This window comes from Streptomyces sp. TLI_171 (assembly GCF_003610255.1).
In the GTDB taxonomy this organism is placed as follows: Bacteria; Actinomycetota; Actinomycetes; order Streptomycetales; family Streptomycetaceae; genus Kitasatospora.
Window position 1 is genome coordinate 5,141,849 of sequence record NZ_RAPS01000001.1, and the last position, 17,902, is coordinate 5,159,750.

Consider the following 17,902-nt stretch of genomic DNA (forward strand, 5'->3'; position numbering starts at 1 on the left):
TGTCCGCATTCTGGACGGTCCGGCGTGCAGGTCGCGACTCCAAGCGAGCCTCACAGGGCGGCAAGGGACAAGACCTCGACGATCACGAGAAGGCCGGCGACGCGGCCGGCTGGAGGGAATCCGATGGGACGGACACTCGCAGAGAAGGTCTGGGACGACCACGTCGTCCGGCGCGCCGAGGGCGAGCCCGACCTGCTCTACATCGACCTGCACCTGCTGCACGAGGTGACCAGCCCGCAGGCGTTCGACGGCCTCCGGCTGGCCGGCCGTCCGGTGCGCCGCACCGACCTGACCATCGCCACCGAGGACCACAACACCCCGACCCTGGACATCGACAAGCCGATCGCCGACCCGGTCTCCCGGGTGCAGCTGGAGACGCTGCGCAAGAACGCCGAGGAGTTCGGCGTGCGCATCCACTCGCTGGGCGACGTCGAGCAGGGCGTGGTGCACGTGGTCGGCCCGCAGCTGGGCCTGACCCAGCCCGGCATGACCGTGGTCTGCGGCGACTCCCACACCTCCACCCACGGCGCCTTCGGCGCCCTGGCGTTCGGCATCGGCACCAGCCAGGTCGAGCACGTGCTGGCGACCCAGACGCTGCCGCTGGCCCCGTTCAAGACCATGGCGATCACCGTCGAGGGCGAGCTGCCCGAGGGCGTCACCGCCAAGGACCTGATCCTGGCCGTGATCACCAAGATCGGCACCGGCGGCGGCCAGGGCTACGTCCTGGAGTACCGCGGCTCGGCGATCCGCAGCCTCTCCATGGAGGCCCGGATGACGATCTGCAACATGTCGATCGAGGCGGGCGCCCGGGCCGGCATGATCGCCCCGGACCGGACCACCTTCGACTACCTGGAGGGCCGCCCGCACGCCCCGCAGGGCGAGGACTGGGACGCCGCGGTCGCGTACTGGGAGACCCTGGCCACCGACGAGGACGCGGTCTTCGACGCCGAGGTGTTCATCGACGCCACCGAGCTGACCCCGTTCGTCACCTGGGGCACCAACCCGGGCCAGGGCGCGCCGCTGGGCGCCAACGTGCCGGACCCGGCCGACTTCGCGGACCCGCAGGAGCGGATCGCCGCCGAGAACGCCCTGAAGTACATGGGCCTGGAGGCCGGCACCCCGCTGCGCGAGGTCAAGGTCGACGCCGTGTTCGTCGGCTCCTGCACCAACGGCCGGATCGAGGACCTGCGGGCCGCTGCCGCCGTCCTGGAGGGCCGTCAGATCGCCGACGGCGTCCGGATGCTGGTGGTCCCGGGCTCCGTCCGGGTCGCCCTGCAGGCCGTCGAGGAGGGCCTGGACAAGGTGTTCACCGCCGCGGGCGCCGAGTGGCGGCACGCCGGCTGCTCGATGTGCCTGGGCATGAACCCCGACCAGCTGGCCCCCGGCGAGCGCTGCGCGTCCACCTCGAACCGCAACTTCGAGGGCCGCCAGGGCAAGGGCGGCCGCACCCACCTGGTCTCCCCCCAGGTCGCCGCCGCCACCGCCCTGGTGGGCCGGCTGGCCTCACCTTCGGACCTTGCTGCGGCGTCCGACCTGCCCGCCAACAACGTCGCCGCGGAGGCCTGAGCCATGGAGAAGTTCACCACCCACACCGGCAGCGCCGTTCCGCTGCGCCGCTCGAACGTGGACACCGACCAGATCATCCCGGCGCACTGGCTGAAGAAGGTCACCCGCTCCGGCTTCGAGGACGGCCTGTTCGAGGCCTGGCGCAAGGACGAGTCCTTCGTCCTCAACCGCCCCGAGCGCAAGGGCGCGACCGTCCTGGTGGCGGGCCCCGAGTTCGGCACCGGCTCGTCCCGCGAGCACGCCGTCTGGGCGCTGCAGAACTACGGCTTCCAGGCCGTCATCTCCTCCCGCTTCGCCGACATCTTCCGCGGCAACTCGCTGAAGAACGGCCTGCTCACGGTGGTCCTGCCGCAGGAGACGGTCGAGCGGCTCTGGGAGTTGACGGAGGCCGACCCGACCGCCGAGATCACCGTCGACCTGGAGGCCCGCGAGGTCCGGGCCGAGGGCGTCACCGCCTCGTTCGAGCTGGACGACAACGTCCGGTGGCGGCTGCTGAACGGCCTGGACGACATCAGCATCACGCTGCAGAACGAGGCCGACGTGGCCGCGTTCGAGGCGACCCGCCCGTCCTTCAAGCCGCGTACGCTCCCCGCCGCCTGAGCCGTCGCTTTCTGACGGACCGACAACAAGACCCGCCCCCCACCCGGGGCGGGTCTTCGTTGTTCGCAGGGGAGTTCGTCACCCGTGAATAGACCCTGGTGTAGCGCAACTCCGCACAGATGGCACAATCGTTGCATGCACCACAGCCCCGAACCCCCGTACCAGGACGCCGAACCGGCGTCCGCGGAGGGCCAGGGCGGTGCTGCCGACTCGGAAGTCACCCTGCTCTACGCACTGGTGGCCGAGCGGTTGAAGCAAGCCCACGCCCGCGTTCACGCGCTGAACGTGTCGACGGACGCAAAGACCGCTCTCACCCGACAACTGCTGATCGTCACCGAGACCGCCAAGCGTGATCTCCCGGAGGCGGCACGGCGGTTGAGTCGCTTTGTGCAGGACCTCGACGAGGGGCGGATCCCGCCCCGGTGAGCACCTCCATGCGCAAATCCATTGCGACACTAGGGTGATTCACGCGTTTGGTAATTGAAAGTCCGCAGATACATACCTAACGTGCGAAAAGAACGGATGGAATCATCCGGCGCCCGTTTCCGAAGGGGAAGACGTGAACAAGGCTCAGCTTGTCGAAGCGGTGGCCGAGCAGCTGGGCGGTCGCAAGGCTGCCGCAGAGGCCGTCGACGCAGTGCTCGACACCATGGTGCGTGCCGTCGTGGCGGGTGACCGCGTCTCGGTCACCGGTTTCGGCACCTTCGAGAAGGTGGAGCGCTCGGCGCGCTTCGCCCGCAACCCGCAGACCGGTGAGCGGGTGAAGGTCAAGAAGACCGCAGTGCCGCGGTTCCGCCCCGGTCAGGGCTTCAAGGACCTCGTCGCCGGCAGCAAGAAGCTGCCGAAGGACGGCCCGTCCGTGAAGAAGGCCCCCAAGGGCTCGCTCACCCCGGGCAAGTCCGGCGTGGCCGCCACCCCCGCCGCCAAGCGCGCCGCCACCAAGCGCGCCGCCGCCGCGGGCACCACCGCCGCCGCGACCAAGAAGACCGCCGCCAAGAAGACCGCCACCACGGCGGCCAAGAAGGCCACGGCGGTCAAGTCCACGGCGGTCAAGTCCGCGGCGGTCAAGTCCGCGGCCAAGAAGACCACCGCGAAGAGCACGGCGGCCAAGACCACCCCCGCGAAGAAGACCACCACCGCGGCGGCCGCCAAGAAGACCACCGCCACCGCCAAGAAGACCGCCCCGGCGAAGAAGACCGCCACGCGCAAGACCACCGCGCGCAAGTCCACCGCCAAGTAGTCGCCACCCGCCTGGCGCCGACTCAGCCCGCGCCAGGCCGGTCGGGCCGCGCCGGCCCCGACCCGCGCACTCCGGAGCACCGGAGGCCCGGGCCAGGAGCCGTCGCGGCCTTTTCGCGTCCCGGGCACCCGGCTGACCGCCCGTCGGGGCGACAGCACGTCAGTTCAGCCACCCCGTCCGGGCGAATTGCGCGGACCGCCGCCGAATTACTCCGGCGCTTCCACCGGCAGCTCGTAGCCGATCTCCCAGCGGGAATCCGGAATCACCAGATCCGCCGTCTCCACCGGCCGCCCGGTGTCGTCCAGATACGTCCGCTCCACCACCGTGACCAGGTCGCCCGCGGTGATCCCGAGCAGCGTCGCCTGCTCCGCCGAGGCCCGTGCGGGGCGCGGACGCTCCACCGCGCGCACCACCCGCACCCCCAGCGACGCCATCCGCGCCACCACGCCCCGCAGCCGCATCGGCGCGTACTGCGGCAGCAGCACCGGCGTGCCGTCCGTGATCGCCATCGGCTCCCAGGAATCGGCGAGTTGGACCGGACGGCCGTCCAGCAGGAACTCGAACCGGGTGTGCACCGTCAGCTCGCCGGGCTCGATCCGCAGCCGCCGCGCCACGTGCTCCGGCGCGGGCGTCCGGGCCTCCGTGTGCGACTCCCACGTCCCGCCCGGGACCGCCGAGGCCGGAAAGCCGCCGGGATCCTGCGACCGCGACAGCGGCCGCCGCTCCACCGGCACCCGGACGTACGTACCCGAGCCGGTCCGCCCCTCCAACAGCCCCTCGGCGATGAGGACTTCCTGCGCCCGCTGGAGCACGTTCGCCCCCACGCCGTAGCTCTCCGCCAACTGCGCCCGGGACGGCAGCCGTTCGCCGACCGCCCATTCGCCGGCCGTCACCCGGCGGCGCAGATGGTCCGCGATGCGCAGGTACGGCGGGTCCAGTGAGGGCATCTGGCATCTCCCGGCGGAGGGCGAGACCTGCCGGTTGCGACAGGTCGGGTGATTCAGGTTGACAATCTAATGCATCAGGTGGAATCTAATGACTTAGCTTTACTTTGCGTGATCGGCTGACCTCGGGGAGAGGCGTGGCGTGCGAACCACCAGGGTGTTCGAGCTGGCATCCAGGCTCGCCGCAGCCACCGGAGCAGAAGCCCGGATCCACCGCCTCCCCGGCGGCACCTTCCGGATCGAAGCCACCCTCCCCGGGGAACCCGACGACCACGACCACCTGGCGGTCCTCCACGTCCTCGGACAGGCCGACCGCTTCGGACACAGCTACACCGACCGAACCCACACCGTCTGGGCCGAATTCGACCCACCCCAGGAGCCGCCGTGAAGACCACGCCGCCCGGCTACACCGTGTCCATCGAGGACATCACCGCGCCGGCCACCTTCCTCTCCCTCGCCCACGCCCTCGGCTCCCTCTGGGAGACCCTCCGCACCCTCCCGCTCGGCTGGACCCAGTACGAGGCCTACCGCTACTTCTTCGGCCCGGGCGCCACCACCCGCGCCGACGCCTTCCTCGCCCGCGACGGCCAGTTGACGCTCGGCTTCGCCCTCCTCGGCCGCACCCGCCTCATCCGCGTCACCCCCACCACCACCGGGCCCCTCCACCTCGCCCCCACCGCCCTCCGCCTCCTCGACACTCCGGACGTCGCAGCCCTCCGCCTCGACGGCCCCGACGACCGCTCCCCGGCGCCGTACCGCCCCCTGCGCGTGGCATGACCACTGCCACCGCGCAACGACCGGGCGGCGCCCACCGATCACGACCGGCAGCCAACCGCTACGCGACCGGCCGTCGTCGAGGGCGTGGCCGCGGCAGCCGCGGGCGACGCCCTGCGGGAGCGAGGAACGCCACGTAGCTGCGCAGCGCCCGGTCGGTGGCGGGAGGTTCCAACTGCGCGGCCGCCTGAGCTGCACGGTGCGAAGCGCACCTGGACGCCTACGCGGCATCGGCCTAGCGGGCCGCGCGGCCGCGCGGGGCGCTGACGGGGGGTCAGTCTGCCTGGGGGTCGGGGAAGGTCGGGAGGGTGAGGAAGACGACGCGGCGGGCGGGGCCTTCGCCGGTGGTGCGGATGCGGAGGCGCTGGCCGGGGCGGAGCAGGCGCAGGCCGCTGGCGTCGAAGGCGGGGGCGTCGAAGGGGACGGGAGTGCCGTCGTCGAGCAGGACCGAGCCCGAGCGGGTCGTGGGGTCGAAGGTGAACGCGGTGGCCTGCATGGCAGCAGCATAGAGCGTCAGAGCAGGGCGGCGGTGGCCGGGCCGAGGCCGAGGAGGCGGGCGGCGGCGAGGTCCTCGGGGGTGTCGACGTCCCGGCGCACGGACGGCACGTCGGAGAGGAGGAGTTCGGTCGCGCCGCCGCTCAGGTGGCGGTCCCGGGAGCCGGGGCCGAAGGCCGGCCGCAGGGGAGTGCCGGACAGCAGCACCGTCCCGGTGCCGGGGGCGTCGGCGAGGAAGGCCCGCCCGTGCGCGGGCACCGCGGCGAGGACGCGGGCGAGTTCGGTGGGCCGCAGCGCCGGCAGGTCCGCGGAGAGGGTGGCGACGGGGGAGCGGGGGTGGAGCCGGTGCGCGGTCGTGGCGCCGTGCGCGAGCGCGGGGTTGAGACCGCCGCCCGGCTCGTCGTCGAGGACGGCGGCACCCAGCGCGCGCAGCTCCCCGGCGGCGCGCGGGTCCTGAGTGACCACCAGTACCCGCCCGACCGCGGGGCAGGCCAGCGCGGCGGCCACCGTGTCGAGCGCGAACGCGAGGGCCAGTCGCGGTCGGAGCGCCCCGAGTGCGGCGAGCCTGCTCTTCGCCTCGGCGAGCGGTTTGACGGGGACGACGAGCGACCAGCCGAGCCGCAGCGCCGACCCGTCGGGCTGCGGCCGCCCCGGGGCGGTGGGCTCGACGGCGGTGGGGCGTACGGTGTCCTCTGTCATCGGCGCCATTGTGGCGTCGGCCGGGGAGGCCTGGCCAGCGGTTCCGGGGCGCTCCCGGGGCGGCGGCCGGGCGGCTGGCGGCGGCGGTGGCCGCTCGACACAGGCTCGGCCCGCGGGTGAGACTGGTCGGCGCCGCCGAGCCGCAGGCCGGCCCCGGCGTGGAGAGACCGCGGTGCCGCGCAACGGGGGCGCCGCACGAATGAGGAGGAGCTGGGGTGGCCCGCCGCTCTAACGCCAGGTTCGGCAACGCCGACTACGGGATCTGGTACCGCTTCGCGGCGGTGCTCGTGAAGCCGGTGACCATCGCCCTGGCAAAGGCGGAGTGGCACGGCTGGGAGCACCTGCCGGAGGAGGGCGGGTTCATCGCCGCGGTGAACCACAACTCGGTGATCGATCCGGTGTTCTACGCCCACTGGCAGTACAACTCGGGCCGTCCGCCGCGGATCCTCGGCAAGTCCTCGCTGTTCTCGATCCCGTTCATCGGCTTCATGCTGCGCAAGACCGGCCAGATCCCGGTGTTCCGGGAGTCGACGGACGCGGCCGAGGCGTTCCGCGCCGCGATCGACGCGATCAACCGGGGCCAGTGCGTGCAGTTCTACCCGGAGGGCACGCTCACCCGGGACCCGGAGCTGTGGCCGATGACGGGCAAGAGCGGCGCCGCCCGGGTCGCGCTGATGACGGGCGCGCCGGTGATCCCGGTGGCGCACTGGGGCGCGCACGAGATCATCCCGCCGTACGGCAGGGGCGCGAAGGGCGGCAAGGGCAAGTACCACCTGTTCCCGCGGCACCGGGTGGTGGTCGCGGCCGGCCCGGCGGTCGACCTGAGCAAGTACCAGGGCCAGGAGTTGACGGCCCAGGTGCTGCGGGACGCCACCGACGACATCATGGCGGCGATCACCGCGGTGCTGGAGGAGGTCCGCGGCGAGAGGGCCCCGGCCGAGCGCTACGACATGCGCAGGGCCGCCAAGGAGCGGGCCGCGGCCGCCGAGGCCAAGCGCGACCGGGCCGCCGAGGACGGTGGCAGGTGACCCGCTGCGCGGTGATGGGGACGGGCTCGTGGGGCACCGCCTTCGCGATGATCCTGGCCGACGCGGGCTGCGAGGTGACCCTGTGGGGCCGCCGGCAGGAGCTGGTCGACGCGATCGACCGGGACCACGTCAACCGGGACTACCTGCCGGACCTGACGCTCCCTCGGACCATCCGGGCCACCACGGACGCCGCCGAGGCGCTGGCCGGCGCGGAGTTCGCCGTGCTCTCGGTGCCGTCCCAGACGCTGCGCGAGAACCTCGCGCACTGGGCGGCGCTGATCGAGCCGCAGACGGTGCTGGTCAGCCTGATGAAGGGCATCGAGCTGGGCACCGCGAAGCGGATGAGCGAGGTGATCGAGGAGGTCGCGCAGGTCGCCGCGGAGCGCGTGGTGGTGGTCTCCGGCCCCAACCTGGCCGGCGAGATCGCCAACCGGCAGCCCGCCGCCACGGTCGTCGCGTGCACCGACGAGGAGGTCGCCAAGCGCTTCCAGAAGGCCTGCCACACCCCGTACTTCCGCCCGTACACCAACACCGACGTGGTGGGCTGCGAGCTGGGCGGCGCGGTGAAGAACGTGATCGGCCTGGCGGTCGGCATGGCCAACGGCATGGGCCTGGGCGACAACACCAAGGCCACGCTGATCACCCGCGGGCTGGCCGAGACCACCCGGCTCGGGCTGCGGCTGGGCGCGGACGCGCACACCTTCGCGGGCCTGGCCGGGATGGGCGACCTGGTGGCGACCTGTTCCTCGCCGCTGTCCCGGAACAACACCTTCGGCACCAACCTGGGCCGCGGCATGACGGTGGCGGAGACCATCGCGGCCACCAGTCAGACCGCGGAGGGCGTGAAGTCCTGCGAGTCGGTGCTCGACCTGGCCCGCCGCAACGGCGTCGACATGCCGATCGTGGAGGCGGTGGTGGACGTGGTCCACCACGGCCGGCCGACCCAGGAAGTGCTGAAGGGACTGATGGCGCGTTCGGCCAAGCCTGAGCGCCGATGACCGGAATCGGACGGTAGTCTCAAGGCCGATATGAGCATCGAACAGACCTCCCAGAACCAGGCGGCCAAGCCGCGCGTCGCGATCGTCTTCGGCGGCCGCAGCTCCGAGCACGGCGTGTCCGTGGTCACCGCCGCCAGCGTGCTGCGGTCGATCGACCGCAGCAAGTACGAGGTGCTGCCGATCGGCATCACCCACGAGGGCCGCTGGGCCCTGGTCGGCGACGAACCCGCCCGGATGGCCATCACCGACGGCCGGATGCCGGACGTCGACCAGGTCGCCGAGTCCACCGAGGGCCAGGTGGCGCTGCCCGCCTCGCCCGGCAGCCGCGAGGTGGTGTGGAGCGGGCCCGGCGCCGCGCCGAAGGTGCTCGGCGAGGTCGACGTGGTGCTGCCGCTGCTGCACGGCCCCTGGGGCGAGGACGGCACCCTGCAGGGTCTGCTGGAGCTCTCCGGGGTGCCGTACGTGGGGTCCGGCGTGCTGGCCTCCGCGGTCGGCATGGACAAGGAGTTCACCAAGCGGGTCATCGAGTCGCTCGGCCTGTACGCGGGCGAGTACACGGTGCTCAAGCCGCGCGACTGGCAGTCCGAGGCCGGCCGCGCCGCCGCCCGGGAGCGGATCGCCGCGCTCGGCCTGCCGCTGTTCGTCAAGCCCTGCCGGGCCGGCTCCTCGATCGGCATCACCAAGGTCAAGGACCTCGCCGACCTGGACGCCGCGATCGACGAGGCCCGCCGCCACGACCCGAAGGTGATCGTGGAGAAGGGCGTCGAGGGCCGCGAGATCGAGTGCGGCGTGCTGGAGTTCGAGGACGGCCCGCGCGCCTCGGTGGCCGCCGAGGTGCTGGTCGACGCCGACTTCGAGTTCTACGACTTCGAGGCCAAGTACATCGACTCCTCCGAGGTGCAGATCCCGGCCCGGCTGACCGACGCCGAGCAGGCCGAGATCCGCCGGCAGGCCGTCGAGGTGTTCGAGGGCCTCGGCTGCGAGGGCCTGGCCCGGGTCGACTTCTTCCTGCTGGCCGACGGCCGGTGGATGGTCAACGAGATCAACACCATGCCCGGCTTCACCCCGATCTCGGCCTACCCCAAGATGTGGGAGGCCACCGGCGTGCCCTACGCCGAGCTGATCGACCGCCTGCTGGCGGCCGCGCTGCGCCGCTCCACCGGCCTGCGCTAGCGGTCGGCTAGGAGGCGTTCTCCAGGCATCCCGAGTCGGCCGTCCCGCCAATGGTGGGGACGGCCGACCGGATCGCGTCGGTGAGCGAGCTGAGCGGGTCCGCGTAGTTCGGGTAGGCGCCCGCCGGGACGTGCACCTCCACGTACGCCTTGCGCAGCGCCGTGACGAACAGGTAGCCGCCGCTGCCGTCCTCGCCCATGCCCCAGGCCACCTCGTTCACGCAGGGGCCCTGCCGGTTCGGGTCGTCGTCCAGGTACCCGGGGCGCTCGACCCCGCAGCTCAGCACGGTGCGCGGGGAGGACGCCCAGGCCGCGGTGTACGGCGAGGCGGGGGACGGGTCCTGCCGGTCGTGGCCGAGCACCGTGCCGGGCAGCTTCGCGTCCAGCGCGGCGCAGTACCGCGCGACCTCCGCGGTCGGGGTCGGCGGGGCCACGTCGGGTTCGCCGCTCCAGGCCGTGAGCAGCCACGCCGTGCAGCCCAGCAGGGCGGCCGGCGGCGCCAGCCAGCGCACCGGAGCGGGCAGTCGGGTCAGCAGGTCGCGAGGGGGCACCCGACGATGGTAGTGGCCCCTACAGGCGCACCACCGGACAGGTCAGGGTGCGGGTGATGCCCTCCACCTGCTGGACCTGGGCGACCACCAGGCGGCCCAGCTCGTCGATGGACTCGGCCTCGGCCCGGACGATCACGTCGTACGGACCGGTGACGTCCTCGGCGGTGAGCACGCCGGTGATCTTGGCGATGGACTCGGCGACCGCGGTGGCCTTGCCCACCTCGGTCTGGATCAGGATGTACGCCTGCACCACGGTGGACCTCCAGGCGGCTGGGGTGGGGGAGTTGCTGACCGGCAGTCTGATCACCACGCTACCGCGCGACAGCCGGGACGGGGGAGACCTCGGCGGGCCCGGAAGGCGTACGCTGCGCCCGGGGGCGCACCCCAACGACACGTGGAACGCGGGAGGACGGGCTGATGCAGGGGACCGTGGGCGAGCTCGGCGAGTTCGGGCTCATCCGGGAGCTGACCGCACGGCTGCCGATGACGCCGGCGGTGGAGCTCGGGCCCGGCGACGACGCGGCCGTGGTCAAGGCCCCGACGGCCGGGTGGTCGCCACCACCGACGTGCTCATCGAGGGCCGGCACTTCCGCCGCGACTGGTCCACCGCGTACGACGTGGGCCGCAAGGCCGCCGCGCAGAACCTCGCCGACGTGGCCGCGATGGGCGCCGTCCCCACCGCCCTGCTGCTCGGCCTGGTCGCCCCCGCCGACCTGCCCACCACCTGGGCCACCGAGCTGATGGACGGGCTGCGCGACGAGTGCCAGGTGGCCGGCGCGACCGTGGTCGGCGGCGACGTGGTGCGCGGCGACACCATCACGCTGGCCATCACCGCGCTCGGCGACCTCAAGGGCCGCCGCCCGGTGGTGCGGTCCGGCGCGCAGGTCGGCGACGTGGTCGCGGTGACCGGCTGGCTGGGCTGGTCCGCCGCCGGGCTGACGGTGCTGCAGCGCGGCTTCCGCTCCCCGCGCGCCTTCGTCGAGGCCCACCGCCGCCCCGAGCCGCCGTACCACGCCGGCCCGGCCGCCTGCGACCTCGGCGCCACCGCGATGGTCGACGTCTCCGACGGCCTGGTGGCCGACCTCGGGCACGTGGCCCGGGCCAGCGGCGTCGACATCGACCTGCGCGCCGCCGACTTCGACGTCCCCGCGCAGATGGCCGACATCGGCCAGGCCGTCGGCGTCGACCCGCTGGTCTGGGTGCTCTCCGGCGGCGAGGACCACGCGATCGTGGCGACCTTCCCGCGCAGCGTCCAACTCCCGGCCCGCTGGCGGGTGATCGGCGAGGTCGCCCGGCCGGCCCGGGCCGGCCGCGGCGGCGTGGTCACCGTGGACGGCGCGCCCTGGGACCGCACCGCGGGCTGGGACCACTTCGCCGGCGAGTAGCCCGCGGCCCTGGTGGCTACCGGGCGGTACGGCGCCGACCGCGTAGTGTTGCGCCTGTCGGGCGGACCGGCAGCGTCGACGGTCCGGTCCACCTACGTACGCGGGGCGCGTCCCCCGGAGCAGGAGCACAGCCACATGCGAATCGGCGTACTCACCAGCGGCGGCGACTGCCCGGGCCTGAACGCGGTGATCCGCTCAGTGGTCCACCGCGGGACCGACGTGCACGGCGACGAGATCCTCGGCATCGAGGACGGCTTCCTCGGGCTGATCGAGGGCCGGGCCCGCCCGATCTCGCACGAGGACGTCACCGGTCTGCTCACCCTCGGCGGCACCGTCCTCGGCTCCGCCCGGGTGCAGCGCGAGAAGATCCGCTGGGCCGTGGAGAACTCCCGCGACCTCGCCGCCAAGCTCGGCATCGACGCGCTGATCGCGATCGGCGGCGAAGGCACCCTGACCGCCGCCAAGCTGTTCAGCGACGCCGGACTGCCCGTGGTCGGCGTGCCCAAGACCATCGACAACGACATCGACGCCACCGACGTCACCTTCGGCTTCGACACCGCCGTGCACGTCGCCACCGAGGCCATCGACCGGCTGAAGACCACCGCCGAGTCCCACCAGCGCGTCATGGTGGTCGAACTGATGGGCCGTCACACCGGCTGGATCACCCTCACCGCGGGCATGGCCGGCGGCGCGCACGGCATCCTCATCCCGGAGAAGCCCTTCGACATCGAGGCCGTCGCCCGGATGATCGAGGAGCGCTTCCGGCGCGGCAAGAAGTTCGCCATCATCGCGGTCGCCGAGGGCGCCAAGCCGCTGCCCGGCACCATGCGCTTCGAGCACGGCCAGGTCGACCAGTTCGGCCACCAGACCTTCGGCGGCATCGGCACCCGGCTGGCCGCCGAGCTGGAGAACCTGCTCGGCAAGGAGGCCCGGCCGGTCATCCTCGGCCACACCCAGCGCGGCGGGACCCCCACCGCGCTGGACCGGGTGCTCGCCACCCGGTTCGGCTGGCACGCCGTCGAGGCCGTCCACAAGGGCGCCTTCGGCCACTTCACCGCGCTGCGCGGCACCGACATCCGCCTCACCCCGATCGCCGACGCGGTGGTCCAGCTCAAGACCGTCCCCGAGGACCGCTGGACCGAATCCGAGGCCGTCCTCTGACCCCGCCCGGCCGGTGGGTAGGTTGGGGCGCATGACCACCACCACCGCCCCGCCCCGGGTGCTCACCGTCGCCGGCTCCGACAGCGGCGGCGGTGCGGGCATCCAGGCCGACCTCAAGGCCATGCTCGCCCTCGGCGTGCACGGCATGAGCGTGATCACCGCCGTCACCGCGCAGAACTCGCTCGGCGTCCAGGGCTACTGGGAACTCCCCGCCGAGGCCGTCCGCGCCCAGTACCGCAGCGTCGTCGACGACATCGGCGTCCAGGCGGTCAAGACCGGCATGCTCGCCTCCGTCGAACTCGTCGCGACCGTCTCCGAACTGCTCGCCGGCACCGCCGCCCCGGTGGTCGTCGACCCGGTCGGCGTCTCCAAGCACGGCGACGCGCTGCTCGCCGCCGAAGCGGTCGCCACCGTCCGCGAGCACCTGCTGCCGGTCGCCACCCTGGCCACCCCCAACCTGCACGAGGTGACCCAACTCACCGGCCGGACGGTCACCGGCGAGGCCGACATGCTCGACGCCGCCGAGGCCCTCCGCGACCTCGGCCCCGCCTGGGCGCTGATCAAGGGCGGCCACCTGGAGGGCGAAGCCGCCGACCTCCTGCTCGGCCCCGGCGGCGAGACCCACTGGTACCGGGCCCCCCGCCACGACAACCGCCACACCCACGGCACCGGCTGCACCCTCGCCAGCGCCATCGCCGCCGAACTCGCCAAGGGCCACCCGATGCCCCTCGCCGTCGCCCACGCCAAGGCCTACGTCACCGGCGCCATTGAACACGGCTTCGCCCTGGGCGCCGGCATCGGCCCGGTCGACCACTTCTGGCAGCAGCGGTAACGCGAGAGGGGCCCGGACGGGGCCCCTCAGGCGTGGGAAGAGCAACAGCCGACCACGGTCCCCGAAGGGTGTGGTCGGCTGTTGCCAACAACAGGTGACCGGCGTACCGGCCTGCGCGTCAGCGCGAGACCTTACCGGCCTTGATGCACGAGGTGCAGACGTTGAGCCGCTTCGGCGTCCGCCCGATCACAGCGCGCACCGTCTGAATGTTGGGGTTCCAACGACGGGGGGTGCGGCGGTGCGAGTGGGAGATAGAGTTGCCGAAGCCGGGGCCCTTGCCGCAGACGTCGCAGTTGGCAGCCACAGGAGTCACTCCAAGACTTCAGATCAGGTACTTGAACTAGCCCGGGGTGTTCCAGGCAACCGGGAGAGCATACAACGGTGACTCCCGCTCAACGAAACTACCACGATCGCGCAGGTGATCGTTCCCGCGACCTGGGCACGAGCCTGCGGCGGGCGGTGCCGCGGGGGCCGATAACCTGCCAGCATCGCCCCTCGCCACCGCGTCCCGTCGCGTTCCCGTGGCGTTCATCCGGAGGAGACCTGGTGCTGGACACCCTCGACGCCCCGGCCGTCCGCACCTGGTGCCGGTTCGCGCTGGCGGCCCTCGGCCAGGCCCGCGAGGAGATCGACGCGCTGAACGTGTACCCGGTTCCGGACGGGGACACCGGGACCAACCTGTACCTGACGGTGGAGTCGGCGGCCGAGGCGCTGGACGCGGTGTTCGCGGCCGAGCAGGACCCGCCGCTGGCCACCGCGGCCACGGCCGCCGCCCGCGGGGCGCTGATCGGGGCGCGCGGCAACTCCGGGGTGATCCTGGCGCAGTGGCTGCGCGGCCTGGCCGAGGCGCTGTCGGACGGCGGCGGGCTGTCGGAGGCGCTGGGCAACGGCGCCCGCTCCGCGTACCTGGCGGTGGCCGAGCCGGTGGAGGGCACCCTGCTCACCGTCGCCGCCGCCGCCGCCGACGCGGCGAAGCGCGGGGACGGGCTGACCGGCCAGGCGCAGGAGGCGTACCGGGCGGCGCGGCAGGCGCTGCTGCTGACCCCGGGGCAGCTGTCGGTGCTGGCCGAGGCGGGGGTGGTGGACGCGGGCGGCCGGGGGCTGGTCGCGGTGCTGGGCGCGTTGGTGGACGCCGTGGCGGGGCAGCACCCGATGGGCCCGGTGGCGCTGCGGCGCGAGGTCGACCCGGTCGTGGTGGACGCCTGCGTGGGGCACGAGCGGCCGCCCGGCCCCGGCCACCCGGCGTTCGAGGTGATCTACCTGCTGGAGGCGGAGGACGACCAACTGCCGCTCCTGCGGCAGAAGTTGGCGCAGCTCGGCGACTCGCTGGTGATCGGCGGCGGGGACGGCCTGTGGAACGTGCACGTGCACGTGGACGATGCGGGCGCGGCCGTCGAGGCGGGCGTGGAGGCGGGCCGGCCGTACCGGATCAGGATCACCCACTTCGCGGAGGCGGCGGCCCGGGCGGGGGAGCGGGTGGGGGCGCCTCCCGGCCCTCCTTGGGGCTGGGGGCGGGACGCCTCGCACGGGCGGGCGGTGCTGAGCGTGGTGTCCGGCAGCGGTCTGGCGCAGCTGTGCGAGCAGGCCGGCTCGGTGGTGCTGTCCGCCGACCCGGACCGGCCGCCGGCGAGCGTCGAACTGGTCGCCGCCGTGCACCGCTGCGCGGCCCGCGAGGTGGTGCTGCTGCTGAACGACCCCGAACTGCGGGCCGCCGCCGGCGCCGCCGCCGACCAGCTGCGCGAGGAGGGGGTGCGGATCGCCGTGCTGCCCACCCGCTCCCCGGTGCAGGGCCTGGCCGCGCTCGCCGTGCACGACGCGGGCCGGCGCTTCGACGAGGACGTGGTCGCCATGACCTCCGCGGCCGGCGCCACCCGGTACGCCGAACTGGCCGTCGCCGAGGGCGAGTCGTGGACCATGGCGGGCGTCTGCCAGGCCGGCGACGTGCTCGGCCTGATCGACGGCGACGTCGCGGTGATCGGCCGGGACCTCACCGAGACCGCGCTGACCGTGCTGGACCGGATGATCGCCGCCGGCGGCGAACTGGTCACCCTGGTGCTCGGCGAGGACGCCCCCGCCGAGCTCGCCGACCGGCTGATCGCGCACGCCCGCCGCACCCGGCCGGAGGTCGACACGGTGGCGTACCAGGGCGGGCAGGAGGCCGCCCCGCTGCTCATCGGGGTGGAATGAGGACCGGACCGTCGGTCCGGTGGTGTGAAATGGGACCCGATGGGCGCTCTCGATGAACCTCTGAAGGACCTGGTCGGCGACCGCACCGCGAAGGTGCTGGCCGACAGTCTCAAGCTGCGCACGGTCGGCGACCTGCTGCACCACTACCCGCGCCGGTACGTCGAACGCGGCCAGCTCACCAGCCTGGACGAGCTGGAGGTGGACGAGCACGTCACCGTGCTGGCCCGGATCGAGAAGGTCACGCTGATCCCGTTCCGCGGCCGCAAGGGCGACCGGCTGGAGGTGGTGGTCACCGACGGCCGCTCGAAGCTGTCGCTGGTGTTCTTCAACCAGGGCTGGCGGCAGAAGGACCTGAAGCCCGGTCAGCAGGGCCTGTTCGCCGGCAAGGTCGGCCTGTTCAACCGCACCCGGCAACTCGCCTCGCCCGACTACCAGTTGATCGAGGACGAGGAGGGCTCCGCGGCGGCGAAGCAGTTCGCCGGCCGGCTGATCCCGGTCTACCCGGCGAGCGCCCAGATGCCCAGCTGGAAGCTCTCGCTGTGCGTGGAGATGGCGCTCACCAAGCACCTCGCGGACGTCGGCGAACCGCTGCCCGCCGAACTGCGCGCCGAACACGGGCTGATCCCGCTGCCCGAGGCGCTGGAGCTCATCCACCGCCCGCACAACCAGGCCGAGAAGGAACGCGCCCAGAACCGGCTGCGCTGGGACGAGGCGTTCGTGCTGCAGGTCGCGCTGGCCCGCCGCCGGGCCGCCGACACCGCCCTGCCCGCCGTCCCGCGCCGCCCCGTGCCCGGCGGGGTGCTGGACGCCTTCGACGCCCGCCTCCCCTTCACCCTGACGGAGGGGCAGCACAAGGTCTGCGCCGAGATCTTCGCCGACCTCGCCACCGACCACCCCATGCACCGGCTGCTGCAGGGCGAGGTCGGCTCCGGCAAGACCCTGGTCGCGCTGCGCGCCATGCTCGCCGTGGTCGACGCCGGCGGGCAGGCCGTGCTGCTCGCCCCGACCGAGGTGCTCGCCCAGCAGCACCACCGCTCGATCGTGGAGATGATGGGCGACCTCGCCGAGGCCGGGATGATCGGCGGCTCCGAGATCGGCACCCGGGTCGCGCTGCTCACCGGCTCGATGGGCGCGGCCGCCCGCCGCGGCGCGCTGCTGGACATGGCCTCCGGCAAGGCCGGCATCGCCATCGGCACGCACGCCCTGATCGAGGACAAGGTGCAGTTCGCCGACCTCGGCCTGGTCGTGGTCGACGAGCAGCACCGCTTCGGCGTCGAACAGCGCGACGCGCTGCGGGCCAAGGGCGAACAGCCGCCGCACCTGCTGGTGATGACCGCGACGCCGATCCCGCGCACCGTCGCGATGACCGTCTTCGGAGACCTGGAGACCTCGGTCCTCGACCAGCTGCCGTCCGGCCGCTCGCCGATCTCCACCCACGTGGTCCCCGCCCTGGAGAAGCCCAACTTCCTCACCCGCGCCTGGGAACGCGTCCGCGAGGAGGTCGGCAAGGGCCACCAGGCGTACGTGGTCTGCCCGCGGATCGGCGACGAGGACGAGCAGCCGAAGGGCCGCCGGAAGCCCAAGGCGGAGCTGGAGGAGGTGGACGCGGGCGCCGACAGCGAGGAGCGCCGGCCCCCGCTGGCCGTGGTGGAGACCGCGGACAAGCTGCTCAAGGGCCCGCTGGCCGGGCTGCGGGTGGAGATCCTGCACGGCAGGCTGGCCCCCGACGCCAAGGACGACGTGATGCGCCGGTTCGCCGCCGGCGAGGTCGACGTGCTGGTCGCCACCACCGTGATCGAGGTCGGCGTCAACGTCCCCAACTCCACCGCCATGGTGATCATGGACGCCGACCGGTTCGGCGTCTCCCAGCTCCACCAGCTGCGCGGCCGGGTCGGCCGCGGCTCCGCCCCCGGCCTCTGCCTGCTGGTCAGCGACATGCCCGCGGCCAGCGCCGCCCGGGCCCGGCTGGACGCGGTGGCCGGCACGCTGGACGGCTTCGAGCTCTCCCGGATCGACCTCGAACAGCGCCGCGAGGGCGACGTCCTCGGCCAGGCCCAGTCCGGCGTGAAGTCCTCGCTCAAGGTCCTCTCCGTCCTGGAGGACGAGGAGGTCATCGCCACCGCCCGCGCCGAGGCCACCCGGCTGGTCGCCGCCGACCCCGACCTCGCCGACCACCCCGAGCTGCGCACCGCGCTGGAGAGCCTGCTCGACGAGGACCGCGCGGAGTACCTGGAGAAGGGCTGACCGGCTCGTTCCCACCTCGGATGTCA

General features: G+C 73.2%; 19 protein-coding genes and 1 pseudogene. 14 read left to right on the plus strand and 6 right to left on the minus strand.

Annotated features, from left to right (window positions below; all coding sequences use genetic code 11):
- Positions 1-123 precede the first annotated feature (123 nt).
- From leuC to BX266_RS23375, 4 genes are all read left to right on the plus strand, one after another.
- Positions 124-1,566: a 3-isopropylmalate dehydratase large subunit gene (leuC, locus tag BX266_RS23360; protein WP_099902797.1), complete on the plus strand. Its 1,443-nt coding sequence runs from the start codon at positions 124-126 to the stop codon at positions 1,564-1,566.
- 3 nt (positions 1,567-1,569) lie between these two features.
- The gene (gene leuD, locus BX266_RS23365) at positions 1,570-2,166 is read left to right on the plus strand and encodes a 3-isopropylmalate dehydratase small subunit (protein ID WP_099902799.1); all 597 of its coding nucleotides are present in this window, start codon (positions 1,570-1,572) and stop codon (positions 2,164-2,166) included.
- 135 nt (positions 2,167-2,301) lie between these two features.
- Positions 2,302-2,592 (plus strand): hypothetical protein, encoded by a 291-nt coding sequence (locus BX266_RS23370; RefSeq protein ID WP_399170285.1) that lies wholly within the window; start codon positions 2,302-2,304, stop codon positions 2,590-2,592.
- 133 nt (positions 2,593-2,725) lie between these two features.
- Complete coding sequence (locus BX266_RS23375; RefSeq protein ID WP_099902801.1) at positions 2,726-3,406, plus strand: HU family DNA-binding protein; 681 nt, start codon at positions 2,726-2,728, stop codon at positions 3,404-3,406.
- 206 nt (positions 3,407-3,612) lie between these two features.
- On the opposite strand, the gene BX266_RS23380 is transcribed toward BX266_RS23375, so the two are convergent.
- Complete coding sequence (locus BX266_RS23380) at positions 3,613-4,353, minus strand: GntR family transcriptional regulator (protein ID WP_099902803.1); 741 nt, start codon at positions 4,351-4,353, stop codon at positions 3,613-3,615.
- 139 nt (positions 4,354-4,492) lie between these two features.
- Between BX266_RS23380 and BX266_RS38820 the strand changes: the two genes are divergently transcribed.
- Both BX266_RS38820 and BX266_RS38825 read left to right on the plus strand, forming a co-directional pair.
- On the plus strand, positions 4,493-4,738 hold the full coding sequence (locus BX266_RS38820; protein ID WP_180290586.1) for a hypothetical protein: 246 nt from the start codon (positions 4,493-4,495) through the stop codon (positions 4,736-4,738).
- Entirely contained in the window at positions 4,735-5,127 is a 393-nt protein-coding gene (locus tag BX266_RS38825) for a hypothetical protein (RefSeq protein ID WP_099902805.1), read from the plus strand. The genes BX266_RS38820 and BX266_RS38825 overlap by 4 nt, the downstream gene beginning before the upstream one ends.
- 271 nt (positions 5,128-5,398) lie before the next feature.
- Here BX266_RS38825 and BX266_RS23395 read toward each other — a convergent pair whose 3' ends face one another.
- Together BX266_RS23395 and cofC are read right to left on the minus strand one after the other, a co-directional pair.
- Positions 5,399-5,620, minus strand: a complete 222-nt coding sequence (locus BX266_RS23395) for a hypothetical protein (RefSeq protein WP_099902807.1) — start codon at positions 5,618-5,620, stop codon at positions 5,399-5,401.
- A 17-nt stretch (positions 5,621-5,637) separates the two neighbouring features.
- Positions 5,638-6,318 (minus strand): 2-phospho-L-lactate guanylyltransferase, encoded by a 681-nt coding sequence (gene cofC, locus BX266_RS23400; RefSeq protein ID WP_218969262.1) that lies wholly within the window; start codon positions 6,316-6,318, stop codon positions 5,638-5,640.
- 215 nt (positions 6,319-6,533) lie between these two features.
- Between cofC and BX266_RS23405 the strand changes: the two genes are divergently transcribed.
- From BX266_RS23405 to BX266_RS23415, 3 genes are read left to right on the plus strand one after another with little or no spacing between them, the layout of a single operon-like run.
- Positions 6,534-7,346 carry a 1-acyl-sn-glycerol-3-phosphate acyltransferase gene (locus BX266_RS23405; protein WP_099902811.1) on the plus strand — a complete coding sequence of 271 codons (813 nt, stop codon included), beginning with the start codon at positions 6,534-6,536 and terminating at the stop codon, positions 7,344-7,346.
- A complete protein-coding gene (locus BX266_RS23410) occupies positions 7,343-8,344 on the plus strand; it encodes an NAD(P)H-dependent glycerol-3-phosphate dehydrogenase (RefSeq protein ID WP_099902813.1) in 1,002 nt (333 codons plus the stop codon). Before BX266_RS23405 ends, BX266_RS23410 begins: the two co-directional genes overlap by 4 nt.
- A gap of 30 nt (positions 8,345-8,374) precedes the next feature.
- A complete protein-coding gene (locus tag BX266_RS23415) occupies positions 8,375-9,517 on the plus strand; it encodes a D-alanine--D-alanine ligase family protein (RefSeq protein ID WP_099902815.1) in 1,143 nt (380 codons plus the stop codon).
- Positions 9,518-9,524: 7 nt separating this feature from the next.
- Here the strand turns inward: BX266_RS23415 and BX266_RS23420 are convergent, their stop codons facing one another.
- Together BX266_RS23420 and BX266_RS23425 are read right to left on the minus strand one after the other, a co-directional pair.
- Positions 9,525-10,067, minus strand: coding sequence for a DUF3515 domain-containing protein (locus tag BX266_RS23420; RefSeq protein WP_099902817.1), 543 nt, complete (start codon positions 10,065-10,067; stop codon positions 9,525-9,527).
- Positions 10,068-10,086: 19 nt separating this feature from the next.
- A complete protein-coding gene (locus BX266_RS23425) occupies positions 10,087-10,320 on the minus strand; it encodes an Lrp/AsnC family transcriptional regulator (protein WP_099902819.1) in 234 nt (77 codons plus the stop codon).
- Between the two features lie 164 nt (positions 10,321-10,484).
- Between BX266_RS23425 and BX266_RS23430 the strand changes: the two are divergent.
- The 3 genes and pseudogenes from BX266_RS23430 (at position 10,485) to thiD (ending at position 13,445) form a co-directional block, all read left to right on the plus strand.
- Positions 10,485-11,452, plus strand: a pseudogene (locus tag BX266_RS23430) (thiamine-phosphate kinase).
- Positions 11,453-11,587: 135 nt separating this feature from the next.
- Positions 11,588-12,613 carry a 6-phosphofructokinase gene (locus tag BX266_RS23435; RefSeq protein WP_099902823.1) on the plus strand — a complete coding sequence of 342 codons (1,026 nt, stop codon included), beginning with the start codon at positions 11,588-11,590 and terminating at the stop codon, positions 12,611-12,613.
- 31 nt (positions 12,614-12,644) lie between these two features.
- Entirely contained in the window at positions 12,645-13,445 is an 801-nt protein-coding gene (gene thiD / locus BX266_RS23440) for a bifunctional hydroxymethylpyrimidine kinase/phosphomethylpyrimidine kinase (protein WP_099902825.1), read from the plus strand.
- Between the two features lie 118 nt (positions 13,446-13,563).
- Here the strand turns inward: thiD and rpmB are convergent, their stop codons facing one another.
- On the minus strand, positions 13,564-13,749 hold the full coding sequence (gene rpmB / locus BX266_RS23445) for a 50S ribosomal protein L28 (protein ID WP_014138233.1): 186 nt from the start codon (positions 13,747-13,749) through the stop codon (positions 13,564-13,566).
- A gap of 242 nt (positions 13,750-13,991) precedes the next feature.
- On the opposite strand from rpmB, the gene BX266_RS23450 reads away from it, so the two are divergent.
- A complete protein-coding gene (locus tag BX266_RS23450) occupies positions 13,992-15,632 on the plus strand; it encodes a DAK2 domain-containing protein (protein WP_099902827.1) in 1,641 nt (546 codons plus the stop codon).
- Between the two features lie 39 nt (positions 15,633-15,671).
- Complete coding sequence (gene recG / locus BX266_RS23455; RefSeq protein WP_099902828.1) at positions 15,672-17,876, plus strand: ATP-dependent DNA helicase RecG; 2,205 nt, start codon at positions 15,672-15,674, stop codon at positions 17,874-17,876.
- Positions 17,877-17,902 lie beyond the last annotated feature (26 nt).